19 protein-coding genes and 1 tRNA gene are annotated in these 23,623 nt (G+C 68.8%); 4 read left to right on the top strand and 16 right to left on the bottom strand.

Features of this window, described 5'->3' with window-relative positions; genetic code table 11:
- Window positions 1-12: 12 nt before the first annotated feature.
- Together trxB and trxA are read right to left on the bottom strand one after the other, a co-directional pair.
- Complete coding sequence (gene trxB / locus D1643_RS02830) at window positions 13-978, bottom strand: thioredoxin-disulfide reductase (protein WP_236643332.1); 966 nt, start codon at window positions 976-978, stop codon at window positions 13-15.
- A 66-nt stretch (window positions 979-1,044) separates the two neighbouring features.
- A complete protein-coding gene (gene trxA, locus D1643_RS02825) occupies window positions 1,045-1,353 on the bottom strand; it encodes a thioredoxin (RefSeq protein WP_160708410.1) in 309 nt (102 codons plus the stop codon).
- Between the two features lie 170 nt (window positions 1,354-1,523).
- Here trxA and D1643_RS02820 point away from each other — a divergent pair, with 170 nt between their 5' ends.
- Complete coding sequence (locus D1643_RS02820; protein WP_160708408.1) at window positions 1,524-2,495, top strand: patatin family protein; 972 nt, start codon at window positions 1,524-1,526, stop codon at window positions 2,493-2,495.
- Between the two features lie 103 nt (window positions 2,496-2,598).
- Here the strand turns inward: D1643_RS02820 and D1643_RS02815 are convergent, their stop codons facing one another.
- A complete protein-coding gene (locus D1643_RS02815; protein ID WP_370520276.1) occupies window positions 2,599-3,552 on the bottom strand; it encodes an ion transporter in 954 nt (317 codons plus the stop codon).
- Between the two features lie 206 nt (window positions 3,553-3,758).
- On the opposite strand from D1643_RS02815, the gene D1643_RS02810 reads away from it, so the two are divergent.
- Window positions 3,759-5,183 carry a cation:proton antiporter gene (locus D1643_RS02810; protein WP_160708406.1) on the top strand — a complete coding sequence of 475 codons (1,425 nt, stop codon included), beginning with the start codon at window positions 3,759-3,761 and terminating at the stop codon, window positions 5,181-5,183.
- A 200-nt stretch (window positions 5,184-5,383) separates the two neighbouring features.
- Here the strand turns inward: D1643_RS02810 and D1643_RS02805 are convergent, their stop codons facing one another.
- The 13 genes from D1643_RS02805 to D1643_RS02745 all read right to left on the bottom strand — a co-directional run bounded on the left by D1643_RS02805 (window position 5,384) and on the right by D1643_RS02745 (window position 21,385).
- Window positions 5,384-5,707 (bottom strand): heavy metal-binding domain-containing protein, encoded by a 324-nt coding sequence (locus tag D1643_RS02805; protein WP_160708404.1) that lies wholly within the window; start codon window positions 5,705-5,707, stop codon window positions 5,384-5,386.
- A 134-nt stretch (window positions 5,708-5,841) separates the two neighbouring features.
- The gene (gene thrS, locus D1643_RS02800) at window positions 5,842-7,761 is read right to left on the bottom strand and encodes a threonine--tRNA ligase (protein ID WP_160708402.1); all 1,920 of its coding nucleotides are present in this window, start codon (window positions 7,759-7,761) and stop codon (window positions 5,842-5,844) included.
- A gap of 232 nt (window positions 7,762-7,993) precedes the next feature.
- On the bottom strand, window positions 7,994-8,488 hold the full coding sequence (locus D1643_RS02795) for a zinc ribbon domain-containing protein (RefSeq protein WP_160708400.1): 495 nt from the start codon (window positions 8,486-8,488) through the stop codon (window positions 7,994-7,996).
- 205 nt (window positions 8,489-8,693) lie between these two features.
- Complete coding sequence (locus D1643_RS02790; RefSeq protein WP_160708398.1) at window positions 8,694-11,378, bottom strand: valine--tRNA ligase; 2,685 nt, start codon at window positions 11,376-11,378, stop codon at window positions 8,694-8,696.
- A 17-nt stretch (window positions 11,379-11,395) separates the two neighbouring features.
- Window positions 11,396-12,787 carry an ATP-dependent Clp protease ATP-binding subunit ClpX gene (gene clpX, locus D1643_RS02785; protein WP_160708396.1) on the bottom strand — a complete coding sequence of 464 codons (1,392 nt, stop codon included), beginning with the start codon at window positions 12,785-12,787 and terminating at the stop codon, window positions 11,396-11,398.
- A 21-nt stretch (window positions 12,788-12,808) separates the two neighbouring features.
- Window positions 12,809-13,429: an ATP-dependent Clp protease proteolytic subunit gene (locus D1643_RS02780; RefSeq protein ID WP_160708394.1), complete on the bottom strand. Its 621-nt coding sequence runs from the start codon at window positions 13,427-13,429 to the stop codon at window positions 12,809-12,811.
- Between the two features lie 185 nt (window positions 13,430-13,614).
- Window positions 13,615-15,009: a trigger factor gene (gene tig, locus D1643_RS02775; RefSeq protein ID WP_160708392.1), complete on the bottom strand. Its 1,395-nt coding sequence runs from the start codon at window positions 15,007-15,009 to the stop codon at window positions 13,615-13,617.
- Between the two features lie 136 nt (window positions 15,010-15,145).
- The gene (sstT, locus tag D1643_RS02770; protein WP_160708390.1) at window positions 15,146-16,435 is read right to left on the bottom strand and encodes a serine/threonine transporter SstT; all 1,290 of its coding nucleotides are present in this window, start codon (window positions 16,433-16,435) and stop codon (window positions 15,146-15,148) included.
- A gap of 23 nt (window positions 16,436-16,458) precedes the next feature.
- A tRNA-Leu gene (locus D1643_RS02765) sits at window positions 16,459-16,543 on the bottom strand.
- Between the two features lie 276 nt (window positions 16,544-16,819).
- Complete coding sequence (dmsD, locus tag D1643_RS02760; protein ID WP_160708388.1) at window positions 16,820-17,452, bottom strand: Tat proofreading chaperone DmsD; 633 nt, start codon at window positions 17,450-17,452, stop codon at window positions 16,820-16,822.
- A complete protein-coding gene (locus D1643_RS02755; protein WP_160708386.1) occupies window positions 17,452-18,321 on the bottom strand; it encodes a DmsC/YnfH family molybdoenzyme membrane anchor subunit in 870 nt (289 codons plus the stop codon). Before D1643_RS02755 ends, dmsD begins: the two co-directional genes overlap by 1 nt.
- Window positions 18,321-18,941 carry a DMSO/selenate family reductase complex B subunit gene (locus D1643_RS02750; RefSeq protein WP_160708384.1) on the bottom strand — a complete coding sequence of 207 codons (621 nt, stop codon included), beginning with the start codon at window positions 18,939-18,941 and terminating at the stop codon, window positions 18,321-18,323. Before D1643_RS02750 ends, D1643_RS02755 begins: the two co-directional genes overlap by 1 nt.
- A gap of 14 nt (window positions 18,942-18,955) precedes the next feature.
- A complete protein-coding gene (locus D1643_RS02745; RefSeq protein WP_201750927.1) occupies window positions 18,956-21,385 on the bottom strand; it encodes a DMSO/selenate family reductase complex A subunit in 2,430 nt (809 codons plus the stop codon).
- Between the two features lie 254 nt (window positions 21,386-21,639).
- Between D1643_RS02745 and D1643_RS02740 the strand changes: the two genes are divergently transcribed.
- Together D1643_RS02740 and D1643_RS02735 are read left to right on the top strand one after the other, a co-directional pair.
- Window positions 21,640-23,028, top strand: coding sequence for a radical SAM protein (locus tag D1643_RS02740; RefSeq protein WP_160708382.1), 1,389 nt, complete (start codon window positions 21,640-21,642; stop codon window positions 23,026-23,028).
- Window positions 23,022-23,623 (top strand): DmsC/YnfH family molybdoenzyme membrane anchor subunit (locus tag D1643_RS02735; protein ID WP_160708380.1); only part of this gene is annotated, 602 nt, incomplete at its 3' end. The genes D1643_RS02740 and D1643_RS02735, both read left to right, overlap by 7 nt.

Genomic DNA, 23,623 nt, shown 5'->3' with positions numbered 1-23,623 from the left:
CCGGCCGAGCGGCTAGCGGGCCTTCCAGTCCAGGTAGTCGGCTGCGGCGGTGGCGGCGTTGGCGCCGTCGGCGACGGCGGTCACCACCTGGCGCAGCTCCTTCACGCGCACGTCCCCGGCGGCGAAAACGTTGGGCATGGCCGTGCGCCCCATCTCGTCGGCGATGACGTAGCCAGACTGGTCAAGCTCCAAATCACCCGCGAGAAAGGCGGTGTTGGGCCGCATGCCCACGGCCACGAAGACGCCTGCCACGTCGAGCACGCGCCTCTCGTCGGTCTTGACGTTGCGCAGGCGCAGGCCGGCCACCTTCCCGTCCTCGACGAGGAGCTCCTCGGCCACGCTGTCCCAGCACAGCTCCACGTTGTCCAGCTCGCGCAGGCGTTCGTGGTAGATGGCCGTGGCGCGCAGCTTGTCGCGCCGGTGGACGAGGTAGACCGTGCGGCAGATGCGCGCCAGGTAGATGACGTCGGCCACTGCGGTGTCACCGCCGCCGATGACCGCCACGTCGCGGCCGCGGTAGAAGTTGCCGTCGCAGGTCGCGCAGTAGGACACGCCGCGTCCGCGCAGCTCATCCTCGTGGGCGAGCCCCAGCTGGGCCGGCACGGCGCCCGTGGCCACGATGACCGTGCGGGCGCGGTAGGAGCCGAAAGGCGTGGTGATGAGGTTGGGCTCGACGGACAGATCGACGCCCGTCACCTCCTCGGAGACCGTGCGCACGCCGAAGGAGGAGGCCTGCTCGTGCATCTTCATGGCCAGGTCGAAGCCGCTCGTGGAGTCAGCGTAGCCCGGGTAGTTCTCCAGATGCTCGGTGGTGGCCACCTGCCCGCCCGGCGAGAGCCGCTCGAACAGGAGGGTGGAGAGCCCCGAGCGCGCGCCGTAGAGGGCTGCGGTCATGCCGGCCGGGCCGGCGCCGATGACCGCCAAATCGACCGTCTCCGTCTCGCGGGCGAGCGCATCGCCCGACGTGTTGAGGTCCATGGGTGCTCCTTACTCTACAAAAGCGCCCGAGCTCACGCCCGGGCGCTTCGACAGGATGCTGGCCGGCTAGGCGTTCAGCAGGGCCAGGAGGTTCTGCTTAGGCTGGGCGCCGACGGTCTGCTTGGCCACCTGGCCGTCCTCGAACACGATGAGGGTGGGCACGGAGGTCACGCCGTAGCGCGCGGCCACGTCAGGGCTCTGGTCGATGTCCACCTTGTACACCTTGACGGCGGGGTTCTCGGCCGCCACCTCGTCGAGGACGGGCGCCAGCATGCGGCACGGGCCGCACCAGGTGGCGAAGAAGTCGACGAGCACCTTGCCCGGCGCCTCAAGCACCTTGGACGAAAAATCAGCGGAAGAGATGACTTCGCTCATGGGACTGCCTCCTTGCAGGTTGATGGACAGTGAGCTGTACGTTCAGAGCCGCTCGGGAGGGCGGCTCGCCTTGGAAACCCATTGTAGGCTCCGCCTCCCAAGCGTTTCGCCGGCGTTCCCGCAATGGCATAAAACTGAACTATAATGGCTACCAAATCGAGAGGACGACCATGGATTCCCTGACGCTTACCCAAGAGATAGAGGCCGACTACCCCCGCGCGGAGGTGAACTTTCCCGTAGCCTGGCGCGGGCACGACCTGACGCACGCCAACCTCGTGCTCGAGGGCGGCGCCATGCGGGGGCTGTTCACCGCCGGCGTGCTCGACTACTTCATGGACCGGGGCCTGTTCTGCGAGCGGGTGATCGGCGTGTCGGCCGGCGCGCTCATGGGCTACAACTACGTGGCGGGCCAGGCCGGACGCGGCTGCTACATCAACCTCAAGTACTGCACCGACTGGCGCTACCTGTCGCTCAAGAGCTTCGTGCGCACGGGCAACGCCTTCGGCCGCGAGATGAGCTTCGACGCCATCCCCAACGTGCTCGACCCCTTCCCCTACGACGCCTTCGACGCCTCCCCCATGGAGCTCGTGACGGTGGCGAGCAACCTGGTCACCGGCGAGGCGGACTACCACCGCTTCACCGATGCCCGCGCCGACGTGCCCTACCTCATCGCGTCGTCGTCCATGCCGCTCGTGAGCGAGATCGTCACCATCGGCGGCAAGCAGCTGCTCGACGGCGGCACGTGCGACTCCATCCCCATCACCTACTCGATGGCCACCGGCGCGCGCAAGCACATCGTCGTCTGCACCCAGGACGCCTCCTACGTGAAGGGGCCGAACAAGCTCATGCCGGTGCTCGACCGGCGCTTCGCCGACTACCCGCGGTTCCTCGACCGGCTGGCCAACCGCCACTTCGAGTACAACCGCGTAAGCCGCGGCGTCGACCGCCTCCACGAGCAGGGACGCGCCTTCGTCATCCGCCCCGATCACCCGGTGGAAGTGGCAAGTATGGAGAAGGATCAGGCCAAGCTGCTCGCCCTCTACGAGGAGGGCGTGGCCGTGGCGGCTCGCGTCTGGGACGACCTTGAGGCCTACCTGGCCGCGCCTGCGGTCGACGGCCCCACGCCCGAGACGCTGCTGTAGCGCGCCGTCTGGCCGCCCCTCCCCTCAGCGCCGGAGCGGCCCGAGACGCCGGGAGCCGGGCGGCCCGAAGCCAGCCGGGCGCGCCCGCGCGTCACCGGCGGAATCACCCCTCCCCCTCCGTCGGCCCGGCGTCATCGCCGTCGGACTCCTCTTCGCCTGCTGCGCCGCCGTCTGTGGGCGCCTTCGCCGCAGGGCGGCTGCCGCGGCGCTCGTCGCGCTCGATCTTGCGCAGGCTCGCGTTCTGGAACTCCGCCACGAACCCGGCCGCGAAGATGCCGCCGGGGATGGCCACGAGCGCCACCGACAGGAGCATGACGAGCGAGCCCACCAGGCGCCCCGGCACCGTCACGGGCACGATGTCGCCGTAGCCGGTGCCCGTCACCGTCTCCACCGCCCAGTACAGCCCCGTGAGCAGGCTGTTGAACGCATCGGGCTGCACCGGGCTCTCTATCTCGTACATGAGGATGCTCGACACCACCACGAGCAGGCCGATGACCAGGAACGACGCCACTATCTCGTGCTTGCGCTTGGAGAGCACGCGCCCGATGGTGCGCAGCCCGCGCATATAGCGCGATATCTTGATGAGCCGCACGAGGCGCAGCACGTTGACCGCGTCATGCAGCTGCGGCGTCACCGGCACGAACCACGCCACCAGGTTGGGCATGAACGAGAGCAGGTCGATGATGCCGAGGGGAGAGCACACGTAGCGCAGCCGCGCGCGCCAGGGCGACACGTCCCCGAAGGCCAGGTCGGCGATCCAGATGCGCGCGAGGTACTCGAGGCCGAAGCAGATGGTGGAGAACGTGTAGAACCGCGCGATGACCCAGGCGGCCACCGGGTCGAGCCCCGGCTCCGCCGAGAAGAACACGATGACGGCATTGGCCACGATGAGGGCGAAGAGGGCAAAGCCCGTCGCCTTCGCCGCCAGGCGCCCGCGCGAGGCGTTCTCCAAAGCGTAGAAGGTCTGGCGCTTGAGCTCGGACGCGCTGGCGAGCTTGAGCCGGCGCGCCAGGCGCGCGGCCTTGCCGGACGGGCCGCCCCTCCGCTGCCTCGACACAAGGCCACCTCCCTTCCCGGAAACGACTCTCCCCGCCGCGTGACGCCCTCGCAACCCTCCTCGCCACCAGGCCTGGGCCTGTGGTAGGGTAAAGCCTGAGCGCAGCGAGGTCGCCCTCGTCCTGAAGTCTAGCACGGGCGATGCGCGCGCGGCGCTCCGTCGCCAAGCGGTAACGTGGCCGCGCGACGCGACCTGAGAGGAGTTTCGTGGCAGACCTGACCTCGCTCGCGTTCATCACGCTGCTGGCCTTCCTGTGCCCGCTCATCGCCCAGTCCATCCCCGGCAAGCCCGTGTCCGAGACGGTGTTCCTGCTCATCGCCGGCATGGTGGCCGGGCCGCACCTGGCGGGCATCGTCTCCACGAGCGACGCCATCGCGCTTCTGTCCGATTTGGGTCTGGGGCTCCTCTTCTTGCTGGCAGGCTACGAGATAGACCCGGCGCACCTTACCGGGCGCCAGGGCCGGCGCGGACTTGCCACCTGGATGGTCACCCTCGGCCTCGCCTTCGGCGCGGTGATGCTCTGGACGCCGTTCTCGGCAAGCCACATCGACGGCATAGCCGTGGCCATCGCGCTCACCACCACGGCCATCGGCACGCTCCTGCCCATCCTCCAGGAACGCGGCGTCATCGAGACGCCCGTCGGACGCGCTGTGCTCGCCTACGGCACCTGGGGCGAGCTCTGCCCCATCCTCGCCATGACGCTTTTGCTCTCCACCCGCGCGGAGTGGCTGACCGTGCTCATCCTCGCCCTCTTCGTGGCCATCGCCGTGGCAGCCGCCGTCATCCCGCGGATGGCGCGCAAGGCCGGCGGCTTCGTCTACCGCTTCATCGAGCGCAACGCCGACACCAACTCGCAGATGGCGGTGCGCGCGGTGATGGTGCTGCTCGTGGGGCTCACGGCCATCTCGGCCGTGTTCGACCTCGACATCGTGCTCGGCGCCTTCGCCGCCGGCTTCGTGCTGCGCTTCGTGCTGCCAGAGGGCTCGGCCAGCCTGGAGCGCAAGGTCAGCTCCATCGGGCACGGGTTTTTCATCCCGCTGTTCTTCATCGTGTCCGGCGCGCGCATCGACATGGCGGCCGTGTTCGATCGGCCGCTTCTGCTGGTGGGCTTCATCGTGCTGCTCCTGCTCGTGCGCGCGGTGCCCATCTTCGTGGCGCTCCGGCATGACCCAGACGCCGTCGGCATGGGCGCGAACAGCCGCCTCACCGTGGCGCTCTACTGCACCACGGCGCTGCCGCTCATCGTGGCGGTCACCACCGTGGCCGTGAGCGCGAACGCCCTGGAGGCCGGCACCGCCTCGGTACTCGTGGCGGCCGGGGGCATCACCGTGCTCATCATGCCGCTGCTCGCGTCGGTGACCATGCGGACCATCGACGCCGAGCCCGTGGCCGCCGCCCGCGAGATCCGCCGCGAGCCGCGGCGCGTCGGGCCCATCCTGCGTGAGCACTACCGCCTCCAGCGTGAGCGCCACCGCCGCGACGCCGCGCGCATAGCGCGCCTCTACGGGCTCGACCCCTCGCACATCGTGAGCGCCTTCTCGGGCGAGGACGGCGGCCCGGAGGGGGCTTCGGGGGACGGCCAGGCCGGCGGCGGCTGTCCCGTCAAGTCCGGCAGGCGCGACTCGCGCTAGAGAGTCGGCCGATTCTGGCCATTTGCTTCGAAATTCCGAGGCGCTTCCAGCTTCCACGCCCATCAGGCCGCGCGTTTCCCCAGGTCGCGCTCGGCCGGACCGCCTCAAATGCAGGAGGAGGGGCCTTCAAGGCCCCTCCTCCCTCGGAATTTCGAACGTTTTGGCCCAATTTCACCTCGGCGCGTGCAAGCGCCGCGCCCCTAGGCCGGCTCCACCGTGACGGCGGTGCCCGAGGCGGTCACCATGAGCATGTTGCCCTGGCCGAGCACCTCATAATCCATGTCCACGCCGACGACCGCATGGGCGCCGAGCGCGCTGGCGCGCTGCTCGAGCTCCTGAAGCGCCTGGGTGCGGGCGACGGTAAGCTCCTCCTCGTAGCCCTGCGAGCGGCCGCCCACGATGTTGCGGATGCCCGCGCCGAAGTCCCGCAGGAAGTTGATGCCGGTGATGACCTCGCCGAAGACGATGCCGTAGTACCCGGTGACCCGGTAGCCCTCGACGGAGTTGGTGGTGGTGACGATCATGGTCTCTCCCCTCTGATCCCGGGCGGCCGACGCCGGCCTGCCCCTTGAAAACGACGGCCGGGCCCGCGCTCCCCCGAGCACGGGCCCGGCCCCGGGCTTGCTCGGGTGGCGCGAGCCGCCCGAGCAAGCGGATGCTACAGCGCGGCCTCGCGGATGACTGCGAGGAACTTCTCGCGATCCCATTTGCCCAGGTCGCCCTCGGAGCGCTCGCGCACGGACACGACGCCCTCCTCCACCTCGGCGTCGCCCATGATGATCATGTAGGGCACCTTCTGGGCCTGGGCCTTGGCGATCTTCACGCGCATGGGCTCGTTCTGGTCGTAGATCTCCACACGCCCGCCGGCGCCCTTGATCTCGCCGGCAAACGCGGCCGCCGCCTCCTTGTGGCGATCGGCGATGGGGAGCACCACCACCTGCACGGGAGCCAGCCACAGGGGCAGGGCACCCGCGTAGTGCTCGATGAGGATGCCAAGGAAGCGCTCGATGGAGCCGAAGATGGCACGGTGGAGCATCCAGGGGGTCTCCTCGGTGTTGTCCTCAGTGCGGTAGGTCAGCCCGAAGCGCAGGGGCATGTTGAAGTCGATCTGCACCGTGGAGCACTGCCAGGTGCGCCCGATGGCGTCCTTCACCTTGATGTCGATCTTCGGGCCGTAGAAGGCGCCGTCGCCCTCGTTGATCTCGTAGGCCAGGTCATGGCGCGCGCAGGCCTCCATGAGCGAGTTGGTGGCATGCTCCCACATCTCGTCGGTGCCGATGGACTTCTCCGGGCGCGTGGAGATCTCGGCCTCGTAGGAGAAGCCGAAGGTGCCCATGATGTGGTCCACCAGGTCGAGGATGGCGACGACCTCCTCCACCACCTGGTCCTTCGTGCAGAACACGTGGGCGTCGTCCTGGGTGAAGCCGCGAGCGCGCAGAAGCCCGTGCACCACGCCGCTCATCTCGTGGCGGTACACCGTGCCGAACTCGAAGTAGCGCAGGGGCAGGTCACGGTAGGAGTGCAGCTCGTTTTTGTAGAGCATCACGTGGCCCGGGCAGTTCATGGGCTTCACGCCGTACTCGGACAGGCGCGGCTCCTCGTCAGAGCCCTCGTTGATCTCGAAGAAGTACATGTTGTCGTGGTAGAAGCCGTAGTGGCCTGAGGTCTTCCACACGTCCGCGTTGTAGATGTGCGGGGTGATGACCTCCTCGTAGCCACGCTCGTAGAGGTCGCGGCGCAGCCACTCCTGCAGGGTGCGGATGACGCGCGCGCCCTTGGGCAGGTACATGGGCAGGCCCACGCCGGCCATGGGATCCATCATGTAGATGCCGAGCTCGCGGCCGAGCTTGCGGTGGTCGCGCTTCTCAGCCTCCTCGAGGTTATGGAGGTGCTCCTCGAGCTCCTTCTTGGAGAAGAAGGCGGTGCCGTAGAGGCGGGTGAGCATCTCGCGGTCCGAGTCGCCCTTCCAGTAGGCGCCAGCGAGCTTGGTCAGCTTGAACGCGGGGATCTTGCCCGTGGAGGGCAGATGCGGCCCACGGCAGAGGTCGGTGAACGAGCCGATGGCATAGGTGGTGATAGTCTCGCCCTCGGGAAGCTCCTCGATGAGCTCGCGCTTGAGCGGCTGGCCGGCGAACAGGGCGAGCGCCTCGTCGCGGGTGACCTCGGTGCGGGCAAAGGGCTCGTCGGCGGCGATGATCTCGGCCATGCGCGCCTCGATGGCGGCGAAGTCATCCGGCGAGAGCGCCTTGCCGTCAGGGAGCTTCACGTCGTAGTAGAAGCCGTTCTCGATGGCAGGGCCGACGCCGAATTCCACGTCGCCGAACAGGTCGGTGAGGGCGGCGGCCATCACGTGGGCCGTGGAGTGGCGCAGAAGCTCGAGGGCCTCGGGGCTCTTGGCGGTGACGATGGCCACGGCGTCGCCGTCGGCCACGGGCGCGGTGAGGTCCACCGGCCGGTCGTTGACGATGCCCCCGAGGGCGGCCTTAGCCAGGCCGGCGCCGATGGCCGCAGCCACGTCGGCGACGGTGGCGCCGGCGGGCAGCTCCTTCTTCGAGCCGTCGGGCAGTACGATTTCCATGGTGCTCCTTTCCTGTGCCGGGCGCGCACAGAGCGCCTGCACGGTTCCGCGCGCCGTGTTGAGTGCGACGCGCTCGGGTGGTCGCCCGGCGCCACGGCCGGGCAGGGGTCGACTAAAACCCGAAGCCGCCCCGAAGGCGGCTCCGAGAATTATGCGGGATGGTACGGGACGGGCGTCCCTTACGCCGCGGCGGGCCGCAGCCGTTGCCGAGGCGTCGCCTGAGGGCCGAGGCCTAGGACTGAGGGCGAGGACGGCTCGCGCCCTGGCGCGGGCGGCGCTGGCGCTGCGGCTGCTGCGCGCCGCTCACCGGCGTGGCGCAGTAGGGGCAGACGGTCCAGGAGGGCTCGAGCGCGTGCTCGCAGCGGCCGCAGAGGTTCTTGAGCTGCGTGTGGCAGCTGGGGCAGAGCACGTAGTCCGCCTCCACGGGGTAGCCGCAGGTGGCGCACTCGCCGTACTTCATGAGCTGACGCTGCTTGAGTGCGATCTCGAGCTCCTGCTCGTCGCGGTCGATCTGCAGCAGCGGCGGGCGCAGCAGGCAGTAGGCGATGACGCCCAGCAGCGGAACCAGCGCCACGATGGCCCAGATGTACCACTGGGTGCCGCGCATGTAGGCATCGCGCACGACCCACACGATGGAGAGCACGTACAGGATGACCAGCAGCACGACGACCACCGTGAAGGCGGTCTGCAGCTCCGGCGTCCAAAGCTGCGAGAGCAACTCGCTCATGGGGAACCCCTTCTGTCCTCAGAAAAACGACACAGCTCAGCATTATAGCAAATCGGCAACCGAACACCTGACCGAACCGCCCGACACCGGCAAACAACCAGACAAGGGCCACGGAAAGGAGTCTTCCCGAGCCGCCCGCCGCCCTACCCGGGAAGGCAGGCGGCCCGCGAAGCCGCCTGCCCGCAGGGCGATCGGGAGGCGCCGCCTAGCCGAGCTCGGCGAGCGATGCCTCCACGCGCGCCAGTTTGTCGGCCAGCTCGTCGCGCTTGGCCTGGTCCTTCGCGACGATCTCCGGCGCGGCCTTGGCCAGAAAGCCCGGGTTCGAGAGCTTCTTCTCAAGCTTCGCCACGTCAGCGGCGAGCTTGGCCTGCTCCTTGGCCAGGCGTGCCCGTTCAGCATCGAAGTCCACGTGGCCGGCCAGGCAGGTGTACACCTCGATGCCGGCCCCCACGGCCGCCGACGAGCCGGCCGGCTTGACCACGTCCGCGCCCACGGCCAGCTCGCCGACGTTGGCGAGCGAGCGGATGAGCGCCGCCTGCTCGCCGAGCAGCGCCGCATCGGCTGCGTCGGCCTTCACCGCCGCGTCGAGCACGGTCTTGGGCGAAAGCCCGTAGCGCGAGCGCGCCGAGCGGATGGCGCCCACGGCCTCGCACACCATCTCGATGGCGCGCTCCGCCTCCTCGTCGCGCCAGGCGGCGAGCGCGCGGGCGTCGGGCCAGGGCGCGATGATGAGCATCGGCGCGGCCTTCTCCGGCATCTCCTGGTAGATCTCCTCGGTGACGAACGGCATCACCGGGTGCAGGAGGCGCAGCGCCTGGTCGAGCACGAACACGAGGTTGCGCTGGCAGGCCAGGCGGTCGGCCGGGTCGGCGTCATCGGCCAGGCGCGCCTTGGAGAACTCGATGTACCAGTCGCACAGCTCATTCCAGAAGAAGCGGTAGAGGGCGCGGGTCATCTCGCCGAACTCATAGCCCTCGTAGGCAGCGTCCACGGCCTCCACGAGCGCGGCCAGGCGCGAGAAGATCCACTTGTCCGCCGGCGTGACGGGCTCGGGCGCGCCGGGCTCGTAGCCGTCCAGGTGCATGAGCACGAAGCGCGCGGCGTTGCGGATCTTGTTGGCGAAGTTGCGCGAGCCCTCGATCTTCTGCTCGTCGAAGCGCATGGCCTGGGCGCCCGTCACCTGCATGAGCAGGCCGAAGCGCATGCCGTCGGCGCTGTAGTCGGCCATGAGCTGCACCGGGTCCACGCCGTTGCCGCGCGACTTGGACATGGGCTTGCCGTCGGCGCCCATCACCGTGGGGTGGATGATGACGTTCTCGAAGGGGATCTGCCCCGTGCAGCTCTCCGACGCCATCACCATGCGGGCCACCCACAGCCCCATGATGTCGCGCGCCGTGGAGAGCACCTGGGTCGGGTAGTACGCGGCCAGCTCCGGCGCATCAACGCCCTGCTCGGCCCAGCCCTGCGTGGCGAAGGGCCACAGCTGGCTGGAGAACCAGGTGTCGAGCACGTCCTCGTCCTGGCGCGTGGGCGCGCCGCAGACCGGGCACGTGTCCACGGGGTCGACCGAGGCGTCCTGCCAGCCGCAGGCATCGCAGTAGTACAGGGGAATCTGGTGGCCCCACCACAGCTGGCGCGAGATGCACCAGTCCTTGAGGTTCTCCATCCAGTCCAGGTACACCTGGGCCCAGCGCGCGGGGTGGAACTTGATGGTGCCGTCGGCCACCACGCGGGCAGCGGCCTCCTTCAGGCCGTCCACCGCCACGAACCACTGCTCGGACAGCCACGGCTCGAGCGTGGTGTGGCAGCGGTAGCAGTGCATGACGGAGTGGTCGTGATCCTCCACCGACTCCAGCAGCCCGAGGGCCTCGAACTCGGCGACGACGGCCTCGCGGGCCTCCTCGCGGCTCATGCCCGAGAAACGGCCGAAGCCCTCCACCACGTGCGCCGTCTCGTCGAAGACGTTGATCTTCTCCAGACCGTTGCGCTCGCCCATGGCGAAGTCGTTGGGGTCGTGGGCCGGCGTCACCTTCACGCAGCCGGTGCCGAACTCGGCATCCACGTAGAAGTCGGAGAAGACGGGAATCTCGCGGTCGACGATGGGCAGGCGCACCGTGGCGCCCACCAGGTCGCGGTAGCGCTCGTCCGAGGGACTCACCGCCACGCCCGTGTCGCCGAGCATGGTCTCGGGGCGGGTGGTGGCCACCACCAGGTACTCGCGGCCGTCCACCGGCTCGACGAGCGGGTAGCGCAGGTGCCAGAGGTGCCCCTTCTCGTCCTCGTACTCGGCCTCGTCGTCGGCGATGGCCGTGGTGCAGTGGGGGCACCAGTTGACGATGCGCTTGCCGCGGTAGATGAGCCCCTCATGGTACCAGTCGGTGAACACGCGGCGCACGGCCCGGGAGAACTCGGGGCTCATGGTGAACTGCTCGTCGGCGTAGTCGCACGAGCAGCCCATGGCCGCTATCTGGGAGACGATGCGCCCGCCGTAGTCGCGACGCCACTCCTGGCAGGCCTCGATGAACGCCTCGCGGCCAATCTCACGGCGGCTGATGCCCTGCTCGGCCAGGTGCTTGTCCACCTTGGTCTGCGTGGCGATGCCGGCGTGGTCGGTGCCGAGGATCCAGCGGGTCTGATAGCCCTGCATGCGCGCACGGCGGATGCAGGCGTCCTGGATGGTGTCGTTGAGGGCATGGCCCAGGTGCAGCACGCCGGTGACGTTCGGCGGCGGGATGACGATGGTGTAGGCGTCATCCGCATGCTCGCCGAAGCCGGGCGTGCGCTGGAAGTAGCCGGCGTCGCGCCATGCCTCGAAGAGCGGCCGCTCGTGGGCGGCGAAGTCGTAGGCGACCTTCTTGTCCCCGCCGGGGGCTGCTTGGTTGTCGGCCATGTCCGGCCTCTCCTTCCCTATCTCTCGCGCGAAGACGCGCCCGCCGGCACGATCTTCGCCTCAGTCTCGCCCGTGATGTCGCTCGCGCGCACCGTCACCGTGGAGGCGCCCTCCTGCTCGGGCAGCTCGTACATCACGTCGGTGAGCACGCGCTCGCAGATGGAGCGCAGGCCGCGGGCGCCGGTGCCGTGCTCCACGGCCTCGTGCGCGATGGCCACGAGGGCCTCCGGCTCGAAGGTGAGCACGGCGTCCTCGAACTCGAACATCTTCACGTACTGCTTGACGAGCGCGTTACGCGGCTCGGTGAGGATGCGCACGAGGTCTTCCTCCGACAGCTCCTGAAGTGACGTGATGACCGGGATGCGGCCCACGAACTCGGGGATCATGCCGTACTTGTTGAGGTCCTCCGGAAGCACCTGGGCCAGAAGCTCCGCCTCGCGCAGCTTCTGGGACTCGGGCAAGTCGACCGCGAACCCCAGGCCGCTCGTGCCCTTGCGCTGGGCGACGATGTCGGCCAGGCCCACGAACGCCCCGCCCAGGATGAACAGGATGTTGGTGGTGTCGATGGGGATGAGCTCCTGCTGGGGGTGCTTGCGCCCGCCCTGGGGCGGCACGGAGGCCTCACAGCCCTCGACGATCTTGAGCAGGGCCTGCTGCACGCCCTCGCCCGACACGTCGCGGGTGATGGAGAGGTTCTCGGCCTTGCGGGCGATCTTGTCGATCTCGTCGATGTAGATGATGCCGATCTCGGCGCGGGGCACGTCGAAGTCAGCCGCGGTGATGAGCTTGAGCAGGATGTTCTCCACGTCCTCGCCCACGTAGCCCGCCTCGGTCAGCGTGGTGGCGTCCGCGATGGCGAAGGGCACCTTGAGGGTGCGCGCGAGCGTCTGGGCCAGAAGCGTCTTGCCCGAGCCGGTGGGGCCGAGCAGCATGATGTTGGACTTGGCGAGCTCCACGTCGCCCTCCTCGGCCTCCTGGCCCATGGAGATGCGCTTGTAGTGGTTGTACACCGCCACGGAGAGCGCCTTCTTCGCCGCCTCCTGGCCCACGACGTGCTCGGAGAGGTTCTCGTAGAGCTCACGCGGGGTGGGCAGGTTGTCGAGCACCTCCTCCGGCGCCGGCTCGCCGTCGTCGCCACCCTCGCGGCGCGACTCCTCCTCGGCGTGACGGCCGCGGCGGTGGCGCGGGAGCTCTTGCTCCTCCTCGATCAGGTCAAGTTCCTGGGACATGGAAAAGCCCAGGTCGCGCATCATGGCATCCGCGCACACCGAGATGCACTCGTCGCAGATGTAGATGCCGTTGGGCCCGGAGATCATGGCGTTGACCTGCTGGGGAACCTTGCCGCAGAAGGCGCAGTAGATGTCCCCGGCTCCGTCGCCGAAGCCGGGGTGGTTACGTTCTTGGGTCATGGGGTACCGCTTCCCTCTCCCCTACGACTCCGACTTGGCGCCGTGGTGGAAGATGATCTCGTCGACGAGGCCGTAGGCCTTGGCCTCCTCGGCTGTCATGTAGTTGTCGCGCTCGGTGTCGAGCTGGATCTTGTCGATGGGCTGGCCGGTGTTGTCCGAGAGGATCTTGTTCAGGCGCTTGCGCGTCTTGAGCATGAAGTCCGCCACGATGGCGATCTCGGTCTGCTGGCCCTGGGCGCCGCCGAGCGGCTGGTGGATGAGCACCATGGAGTTGGGCAGGCAGAAGCGCTTGCCCTTGGCGCCCGACGACAGGAGGACCGCCGCCATGGAGGCGCACTCGCCGATGCAGATGGTGGACACGTCGCACTTGACGAAGTTCATGGTGTCGAGGATGCCCAGACCCGCAGTGACCGAGCCGCCCGGGGAGTTGATGTAGAGCTGGATGTCCTTCTCCGGATCGGCGCTCTCGAGGTGGAGCATCTGGGCCACCACGGAGTTGGCCACGTGGTCGTCGATCTGCTCGCCGAGGAAGATGATGCGGTCGTTGAGCAGACGGCTGTAGATGTCGTAGCTGCGCTCGCCGCGCGGGGACTGCTCGATGACGTAGGGGATGAGCGCGTTGCTCACTCGCTCGATGGTCATAGCTTGGCCTCTCTCTCGCGTCGCGGCCGCTCGCGACCGCTCTCAATGATTCGCTACCATACTGATATAGGTTCGCCGCCCGCGCAAGGCGCATTTGGCGAAAGTCCATGGAAAAAGGCCGCCTGATGTCTTGTTTCGCCACATCAGACGGCCTTTCTGATCAGTCGGGAAGTAAGGGTTCGGGCCTACTCCTCAGGCGCGGGCTCCGCGTCCTTGGCAGCCTTCTTCTTGGCGGCCTTCTTGGGCTTGGCCTTCTCCTCGGGCTCAGCGGCCAGCTCGACCTCGGTGACGACGGCCTTGTCCATCACGTCCTCCATGGCCTTGAAGCGCACGACGCCCTCGCGGATGAGGTGGAGGCGGCCAGACTCGCGCCACTCCTTCTCCGTCGCCGCGGGGTCGGGCAGGCCGGCCTTCACGAACTCGGCGCTGACCTCCTCGGGGGTGGCCACGATGCCGGCGTGGCGCGCCCAGGCCTCAAGCGCGAGCTCCTGCTTGGCGTTGTCGGCGGCCTGCATCTTCACGTCGTCCTTGAACTGGTCGGCGTCGATGCCCGCCTGCATCAGGTAGGTGTCGAAGCTCAGGCCCTGGCGCTGCAGCTGGGTGAAGAAGTCCTGGAGCAGGTTGGCCTCGGCCTCCTCCACCATGGACTCGGGCACCTCACCCACCAGGCGGGAGGCGAGCACGTCGAGGGTGGCGTTCTCCTTCATGCGGGGCAGGATGTCGGCCTTCTGGGCGGTGATGGACTCGGCCACGCGCTCGCGCAGGTCGGCAGCGTCCTCAAAGCCCATGGTGTCCTTGGCCCACTCGTCGGTGACCTCGGGCAGCTCCTTCTTCTTCACCACGTTGCAGGTGACCTCGAAGGCGATCTTCTCGCCCGCGTGCGGGGCGAGCAGCACGGCGGCCTCATCAGCCGGCACGTCGAGGGTGAACTCGCGGACCTGACCCTTCTTGATGCCCATGATCTCCTCGTCGAAGGCCTCGGAGAACATGCCGGAGCCCGGGCCGTACAGGCGGGACTCGCTCGTCAGGCCCTCGATCTGGTTGCCGTCGGCGTCCTTGGCCACCACGGCGATGTCGACGAAGTTCTCCGGCTTGAGCTTAGTGGCGGCGCTAGCGTCCTCGAAGACGCTGTAGTGGGCGCGCAGGGCCTCGATCTGCTCGGCGACCTCCGCGTCGGTCGCGCCCTCGGCGGGCAGCTCGATGGCCACGGGCTCGTAGCTGTCCAGCTCGAGCTCCGGCTTGACGGCCACGGTGAAGGAGAACTCGTAGGGCTTGCCGTTCTCCACCAAGCCGGTGTCCTCGAACTCGGGACGGCCCAGCGGGAAGAGGCCCTCGGCCTCGATAACCTGCGGGTAGGCGTCGTTCACCAGGTCCTCGGACACGGTGGCGAGCACCGCCTCGGCGCCGAGCGCGTTATCGATGACCGGGCGCGGAGCCTTGCCCTTGCGGAAGCCCGGGAAGTTGTAGCGCTGGGCGAACTGCTTGTAGGTCTTCTTGATGCGGGCGTCGACGTCCTTCGCGTCGATGGTCACGACCACCTTGACGCGGCTGTCCTCGAGGGTCTCTACCTTAGTGTTCACGTTGTCTTTCCTCCATCGTTTGCCGTGGGGCGCCGGGCGGCCCGGCGCGCATGCGTCTTGCGCTTCCGCGGCCGACAGCGCCCCGCGCGGGGCTGGCTGCGGGCGCAAGCGCACCAGCACGCGATTATCGCATAACCTAGTCGATCTCGTCCAGTGAGAAGGCGTCCTTGCCCAGGTGGACTTCCTTGCCCTCCTTGAGCGCGGCACGGTACTCCGCCGTGGCGGTGAACACCACGTCAGAGGACGAGTTGAGCGCCGTCTCGCAGGAGTCCTGGATGACGCCGATGATGAAGCCGATGGCCACGACCTGCATGGCGATGTCGTTGCCTATGCCGAACAGCGAGCAGCACAGCGGGATGAGCAGCAGCGACCCGCCGGCCACGCCCGAGGCGCCGCAGGCGGACACGGCGGCCAGCACGCAGAGGATGACGGCAGTGATGGGGTCGACCGACAGGCCGATGGTCTGGGCGGCGGCCATGGTCATGATGGTGATGGTGACGGCCGCGCCGGCCATGTTGATGGTGGCGCCGAGCGGGATGGACACCGAGTAGTTGTCCTTGTCGAGCCCGAGCTTGCGGCACAGCTCCATGTTGACGGGGATGTTCGCCGCCGAGCTGCGGGTGAAGAAGGCGGTGAGGCCCGAGTCCTTCAGGCAGCGCAGCACGAGCGGGTAGGGATTCTTCTTGGTGCAGACGAACACGATGAGCGGATTGGTGACGAGCGCGATGAAGAACATCACCGCCACGAGCACGAGGATGATGCGGCCGTATCCGAAGAAGATCTCCATGCCGGAGGTGGCCACGGAGTTGTACACGAGGCCGAGGATGCCGAACGGCGCGAGCGCGATGACCCAGCGCACCACCATCGACACGGCATCGGACACGGCGGCGAACACGTCCTTGGTGGCCTCCTTCGCTGCGCGCAGCGCGATGCCGAGCACCACGGCCCAGGCCAGGATGCCGATGTAGTTGGCGTTGATGAGCGCGTCCACCGGGTTGCAGGCGATGTTCATCACGAGCGTGGTGAGCACCGCGCCCACGTGCTCGGGCGAGGACTGCTCGACCACCGAGGAGGTGTCGAGCGTGAGCACCGTGGGGAACAGGTAGCTCGCGACCACCGACACAAGCGCGGCGATAAGCGTGCTCACGACGTAGAGGATGACGACGGTCTTCATGGAGCCGGCCGTCTTCGCGCTGCACAGCGCGTTGATGACCAGGAAGAACACGAGCACCGGCGCGACGCCCTTCAGGGCGCTCACAAACAGGTTGCCCAGAAGCACGATGAACTGGCTCAGGCCGGCCAGAGCCTCGTTATCCGACTCCACTGGCACCACGAACGACAGCAGCACGCCGATGACCAGGCCCACGAGGATGCGTTTGATGAGGCTCACCTCGTTGTACTTTCTCACCACGTCTTTAACGGCCATGTAAGCCCTCCTATAAAGGTAAGTGGTGCGGGCGAAAGGACTTGAACCTTCACGGGTCTCCCCACCAGAACCTAAATCTGGCGCGTCTGCCAATTCCGCCACGCCCGCACGTCGCATGACAGCGGCGTCGCCACGCCGCAGCGCCCCATGATAGCAGAAGAGCGGCCGCGACGTGGGATGATCCCGCGGTTGCGGCCGAGGCGGCACGATCACAGGCGGCGCGTGCCATCAGGTGTGACCCTCTGTCACAGGGGCGTGCCATCAGGTGTGACCCTCTGTCACCCCCGTGCCATCAGGTGTGACCCTCTGTCACTCTGCTCTGTCACTCTGTCACCAAAGCAGGGGCCCCGGCGCGATGCCGGGGCCCCTGCAGGAGGAGGGTGGCTAGCGGTAGAGCCGCAGGCTCGGCGGGACCAGCCCGTAGCGAGCCTGCCAGTCGCCGAGGGTCACGCGGGCCAGGCAGGCGAGCGGGCCGTAGAAGGCGTCGTCTGCGCGCTCGGCCAGAAGCTCGAGGAAGCGCGGGGCCCAGGGCAGCATGAGCTCCTCGACGAGGCGCCGCGCGGCCCGCTCGTCCACATCGGCGCGCAGCGACCACGCGAGCATGAGCAGCATGAGGCCCAGGTGGTCCTCCGGCTGGCGCTCGGGCAGGCGCAGCGTCACGCCCGCCTCGCGCATCCACTGGCGCACGTCGAGCGTGAGGTTGCCGAAGATGACGCCCTCCGGATCGGTGTAGACCGACCCCCACGGGGGCGCCGGCAGCTTGGCCGGCCCCACGAACAGGCGGGCGAAGGCGCGATGGCGCTCGGCGGGGTCGCGCTGGGCCAGGTCGGCGGCGAGCGCCTCGAGGGCGCGGGCCGCCTCCTCGCCGCCGAAGGGCCACTCCCCCGCCGCGTCGGCGCCCGCCGCCCAGGCCAGGGCGTCCGCGCAGGACGCCTCGGCCGGGTCGACGTAGAGGAGCGTTCCCAGAAGCTCGGCGGCGTCGGCCAGCGCGCCGGCGTCGGCGGCGAAGGCGCCCATTAGCCCAGGCCCACCGAGAGGAACACGCCGTAGAAGTCGACGCGCGCCAGGGCGAGCCCGCAAAGCACCGCCACGCAGGCCACGGCAGCGGCGGCCGGCTTGGTGCCTGCCCCCTTGAGCACGCCCGCGCCCCACACCGCGAGGCCCACGAGCGAGAGCGCGGCGGCGGCCACAGCCACGCCGGCGTAGGTGCCCAGGGCGTCAGCCAGGGTGGCGCCGGTGGAGCTCATAGCCGCGCCAGCGGCGCTGCCGAGCAGGGCCAGGCCCGCGACGAGCAGCACGAGGCCGGCCGCGGCCATGCCGAGGAGCATCTTGCCAGCCGGGGCCGACAGCGCGCCCTTGGCCGCAGCCAGGCAGCATGCCGCCAGCACGCCGCCGCCGAGCAGGGCCAGGCCGACCTGGCTCACGGCGCCCCACGGGGTGTTCCAGACGGGGATGGTGACGATCATGTAGGCGGTGCCGGTGAACACGGCCGTCAGCACGGCGAGCACCAGGAGCACCGCGCCGCAGGCGCGCTGGGCGCCGGCGCCGGGATGAGCGGCCACGCAGGCCACGCACCACACGACGGCCACGGCGATGGAGGCGCCGGCCACCGCGATCTCGTTGGAGAGCGGCGAGCGGCCCACGCCGGCCATCATGTCCAGCACGTGGGCCGGAGACCCCAGGTGCATGAACGAGGCCGCGAGGCCCACGAGCACGAGCACGCCGGGAACGAGGACCAGCATATCGGCGCGGCGCGCCGCGGCCTCGTCACCCGCCGGCAGGAAGCCGCGGGCACAGGCCATGAGCCCCAGGGCCGCCAGCCCCACGGGGACCAGCAGGGAGAAGACGAGCAGGGGCAGCTCGCCCAAGGCAGCGTCGAAGAACATTACCTGACCTCCTTCGGGTTCATGAGCGCGCCCTCGTAGGTGCCGCCCTTCTTGGTGGCGGGGCTGCCCTTCATGATGGTAGTGGGCTTGGTGTAGGACGGGTCGGGAAGCGGCGCGAGCCACTCGCCCTCGCCGTGCTTCTTGGCCATCTCGTCGGCCGGGCCGAAGTCGAGCGCGTAGAGCGGGCAGGCATCCACGCAGATGGGGTTCTCGCCCTTCGCGACGCGCTCGGTGCAGCCGTCGCACTTGCGCATCTGGCCCAGGTCCGCATCGAAGCTCGGCACGTTGTAGGGGCAGGCCAGCTGGCAGTACTTGCACCCCACGCAACGCTCGTGGTCCACGGAGACGAAGCCCTGCTCGTCGCGGTGCATGGCGCCGGTCGGGCACACCTGCATGCAGGCCGCCTCCTCGCAGTGGTTGCAGTTGACGGAGAGGTAGCTCGTCCACACGTGCGGCGTGACGCAGCCCCGCTCGTCGGTGTCGAAGCCGCCGCCGGCGTACTCGTACACCTTGCGGAACGACACCTTGGTGTCGAGGTTATGGTAGTCCTTGCATGCCAGCTGGCAGGTCTTGCAGCCCGTGCAGCGCGCGGCATCGAAGGAGAAAGCGTAGTCGGTCATTGCTCATTCCTCCCTTAGCTGATCTTCCGGACGCCCGCCACGTTGGAGTGCTGCGGGTTGCCCTTCGCCAGGGGCGAGGGGTGCATGTTGGTCAGGGTGTTGATGCAGCCGCCCTTGTCGATGCGGTCGCCGGACATGTCGGCGTCGCGCCAGGCGCCCTGCGAGATGGCCAGCGAGCCGGGGATGATGCGCGGCGTCACCTTGGCCAGGATGTGCACTTCGCCGTGGTCGTTGAACACGCTCACCATCTCGCCGTTCTCGATGCCCAGCTTCTCCGCGTCGGCGGTGTTGATCCACACCTCCTGCGGGCAGGCCTCCTTGACCAGCTCCACGCCGCCCCACGAGCTGTGGGTGCGCGACTTGTAGTGGAAGCCGATGAGGGTGAAGGGCAGCTCCTCGGTGCAGTCCTCGTAGCTATCGACGCCCGGGGTGTAGATGGGCACGGGGCACAGCACGTCACGCGGGTCGTCGAACTCCCAGGTCTCCACGAGCTTCTGGATCTTCTCGGAGAACACCTCGATCTTGCCCGAGGGGGTCTTGAGGGGGTTGGCCACCGGGTCGGCCACGAAGGTGGCGAGCGCCGGGGTGTAGCCCTTGGGGTTGCGGTAGTGGAACTCGCCGATCTCGTAGCCCTCCTCGTAGCTGGGCATGCGGGGGTCCTTGGCCGCGGCGGTCTCGTAGATCTCGCGCGTCCAGCCCTCCTGGTCCTTGCCGTCGAGGTACTCGTCGCGCACGCCCATGGCCTCGGCGATGTCGGCGCACACGTCGAAGGCGCTGCGACGCTCGAACTTCTCGCCGGTGGTGGCGGGGCTCGCGAAGGTGATGGAGGCCACGTCTCCCGACCAGCCGTCGTTGATGATGCCCTTCTGCTCGGCGCGCATGATGTCGGGCAGCAGGATGTCGGCGTACTTGGCGGCGTCGTTCATGACGGTCTCGAAGACGAGGATGAACTCGCACTTGGACTCGTCGACGAGGATGTCATGGGCCACGTTGGCGTCGCTGTGCTGGTTGGTGAAGCAGTTCCCGCCGTACTCCACGAGGAACTTGATGTCGGTGGAAAGCTTGTCGGCACCCACCACGCCGTCGTGGGTGGCGGTCATCTCATGGCCGTGGTCGATGGCGTCGGCCCAGGTGAAGATGGAGATCTGCGTCTTGCAGGGGTTCGTGCCGCCAATCCAGGGGATGCTGAAGGAGTACGACCCCACGTCAAGGCCGGTGGACGTGCCCGGCTTGCCGATGGCGCCCACCATGACGGGCAGAAGGCTCACGGCCAGCGAGGCGAGCTCGCCGTTGGAGTGACGCTGGATGCCGTAGTACTGGGCGACGAAGGGCGCCTCGGCCTCGGCCAGCTCGTGAGCCAGCTTGACGATGCGCTCCTCGGGGATGAGGGTGATCTCGGCGGCCCAGGCGGGCGTCTTCTCCACCTTGTCGTAGCCCGCTCCCATGACGTAGTCGCGGTAGGACATGTTCTTGCCCTGGTAGGCCTCGGGCAGGGTGTGCTCGTCGAAGCCGACGGTGTAGGTGTCGAGGAACGCCTGGTCGAGCAGGTTCTCCTCGATGAGCACGTGCGCGATGGCCGCCACGAGGGCCGCGTCGGTGCCGGGGCGGATGGGGATCCACTCGTCGCCGGAGTTGGCCAGCGTGTCGTTGTAGCGCGGGTCGATGTGGATGTACTTGGCATCCGGGTTCATGCGGTGCGCCCACTCGAAGCCGTGCTTGGACTCGCCGGTGGAGCCCATCATGGAGTCAGACGGCGACCAGCCCATGCAGATGACGAGGTCGGAGTCTTTGATGGCCGCCGGCGTGGAGGCCGTCTTGGCGCCCCACATGTAGGGAGCGGCCTTGGTGATCTGCGCGGCCGAGTAGGTGCCGTAGTAGCCCAGGTAGCCGCCGGTGCAGGCGAGCAGGCGGCCGATGGGGCGGCCGGTGAGGCTGTAGACGCCCGAGCCGAGCGTCCAGTAGACGGCCTCGGGGCCGTAGTTCTCGTAGGTGCGCTTGAGGTTATCGGCGATGGTCTGAATGGCCTCATCCCAGCTGATGCGCTCGAACTTGCCCTCGCCGCGCTTGCCCACGCGCTTCATGGGGTACTTGAGGCGGTCGGGGTCGTTGATCCAGCGACGCACGGAGCGCCCGCGCAGGCAGGCACGCTGGCGGCTCGTCTCGTCATCGTCCCACGGCTCGGTCTCGGACTGGATCCACTGGATCTCGTCGTCCTTGACGTGCATCCACAGCGGGCAGCGGCTCGCGCAGTTGCAGGAGCAGTGGCTCTGGACCACCTTCTCCTCGGCGCTCTGCTGGTTGGCCTCCGCGGCGAAGGCCGGCTCAGCCTTCTCGAACAGCGCGTCCACGAGGACGCCGCTCGCGGCCATGGTGGCGGTGGCGGCACCGGCTCCCTTGAAGAACGTCCTGCGGGACATCCCTCCGCTCGGCGCGTTTGCTTCCATAAAAGCTCCTTCCCTCTCTACCGGCGCCGACGAACCCTCCCGGCGGCGCCATGTAACGCGTTTGACGATAAAATGTTACCGGCAAAATAACATCACACGTTTTATGTGATGTTGAGAAAACCCAGGTCGCATAGACTTTTGGGTATCGAGTATGTGAGGCGGGCGCGCCAGGGTCGGAGAGGGGCCCATGCGCCCGGGCCGCGTCCGGGCCGTGCCTGGGCGCAGTTCGGATAACGCCTCGGAGGGACATCTGCATGAGACCAGCCACCCACAGCGACGCCGCCGCGCTGGCGGCACCCGCGCACCGCGCCTACGTCGGCCGCCTCGCCGAGGAGCGCGAGCGGCTCGGCGAGGCCATCGCCCGCTTCGGCGTGCCGCTTGACGACGACGCCGGGCGCGCCTCTCGCGTGGCGGCGTTGCGCGAGCGCGTCATCGCGCTCGGGGCACATGAGCGCAACGGCGGGTGCGCGCTCACGGCCGGCGCGCTCTCCCCCGCCTGCGCGCGCTGCGCCACCGGGCACCGCAGCATCTCCACGTTCGCCACGCTCGCCTGCCCGCGCGGCTGCTGGTTCTGCTTCAACCCCAACCAGCACGACTGGGACCGCTACCGCGACAGCGCGAAGGACTGGCGCGGGGAGCTTTCGGCCTACGCCGAGGCGACCGGGGGCATCGACTGCGCGGCGCTCACCGGCGGCGAGCCGCTGCTGCTGGCCGACGAGGCGCTCGCCTTCTGCGCGTGGACGCGCGAGCGCTATCCGCACGCCCATATAAGAATGTACACCTCGGGCCTCGGCGCCACGCCGGGCCTCTGGGCCCAGCTGGCCGCCGCCGGGCTTGACGAGGTGCGCCTGAGCGTGAAGGTTGACGAGGGCGAGACGGCCGTCGCCGAGGCGCTCGGGCACGTGGCCGCCGCCGTGGAGGCGGTGCCGGCCGTCATCGTGGAGATGCCCGTGATCCCCGGCACGGGGCCCGCCATGGAGCGGCTGCTGTCCGAGCTGGAGCGCCTTGGCGCCTTCGGCGTGAACCTGCTGGAGCTGTGCTTTCCGCTCCACAATGCCGCAGCCTTCCGCGAACGCGGGCTGCGCCTGGCGCGTGACCCCTTCCGCGTGCCCTACGACTACGGCTACGCCGGCGCGCTGCCCGTGGCCGGCAGCGAGGAGCTGGCCCTCGAGCTCATGGCCCGCGCACTCGAGGACGGCACGGCGCTCGGGCTGCACTGGTGCTCGCTCGAGAACAAGAACACCGCCCAGATCTGGGCCCAGAACAACGGCGGGGCGCTGGCCGTGCCGCCGTGGCGCTTCTCGAGCCGCACGTTCTTCTACGAGGCGGCGCGCGCCTTCGGCGAGGACGCCGCGCGGCTGGCCGCATGGCTGCGCGAGGACGGCGCCGATGACGAGGCGTGGTCGTGGGACGAGGAGGCCGGCGTGGTGCTGGCCGACCCGGCGGCGGCCGGCGCGGCGCTCATGCGGCGGGGCGGCGCAGGCGCGCTCGGGCGCCTGTTCGTGGCGAGCGCCCTCATCGAGCGCGACGAGGAGAACCGGCGCGTCTTCCGCGAGGTCGGCCTGCATGTGGCCGAGGAGGCCGACCTGACCCGCGCCCCGCTGGCAGGGCCGGCGGCCGAGGAGGGGGCAGACCGATGGTGACCGGCATCGACCAGGGCCTGGCCCAGCTCTCCCTCGTGGCGTTCACCACGCTCATGCCCTCGGGCGCGCTCGCCTTCGTGGCCATCGCGGCGCTGCTGCTCTCACGGCGGCTGGCCCCGGCCGAGGCGGCACGGCTCGCGCGCTTCCTCATCATCCCGCTGGCCGTGGCCATGCTCGGGCTCATCGCGTCCACCAACCACCTGGGCAAGCCGGGCAACACGCTCTACGTGCTCATGGGGGTGGGCCGCTCGCCGCTGTCCAACGAGGTGTTCGCGACCGGGCTCTTCGTCGCGTTCGCGTGGACGGCGTGGCTGCTAAGCTTCAGCGAGCGGCCGTGGGGACGCGTGAGGACGGTGCTCCTGGCCCTCTCGTGCGCATCGGCGCTCGCGGCCATCGCGTTCATCTCGTGCGCCTACTCCATCCGCACGGTGGTGACGTGGGACCTCCCCTTCACCAACGTCAACCTGGTGGCCGTGGCGCCCATGGGCGGCTCGGTGCTGGCCCTGGCCACGCTGCGGGCCGCCGGCGTGCGGCGCGGGCGGCTTGAGCGCGCGCTCCTCGCCCTCGGCGCGGCCGGCGTGCTGCTGGCGCTCGG

This window comes from Enterorhabdus sp. P55 (assembly GCF_009911695.1).
Lineage (GTDB): Bacteria > Actinomycetota > Coriobacteriia > Coriobacteriales > Eggerthellaceae > Enterorhabdus.
This window is presented reverse-complemented; position numbering and strand designations above follow the sequence as displayed.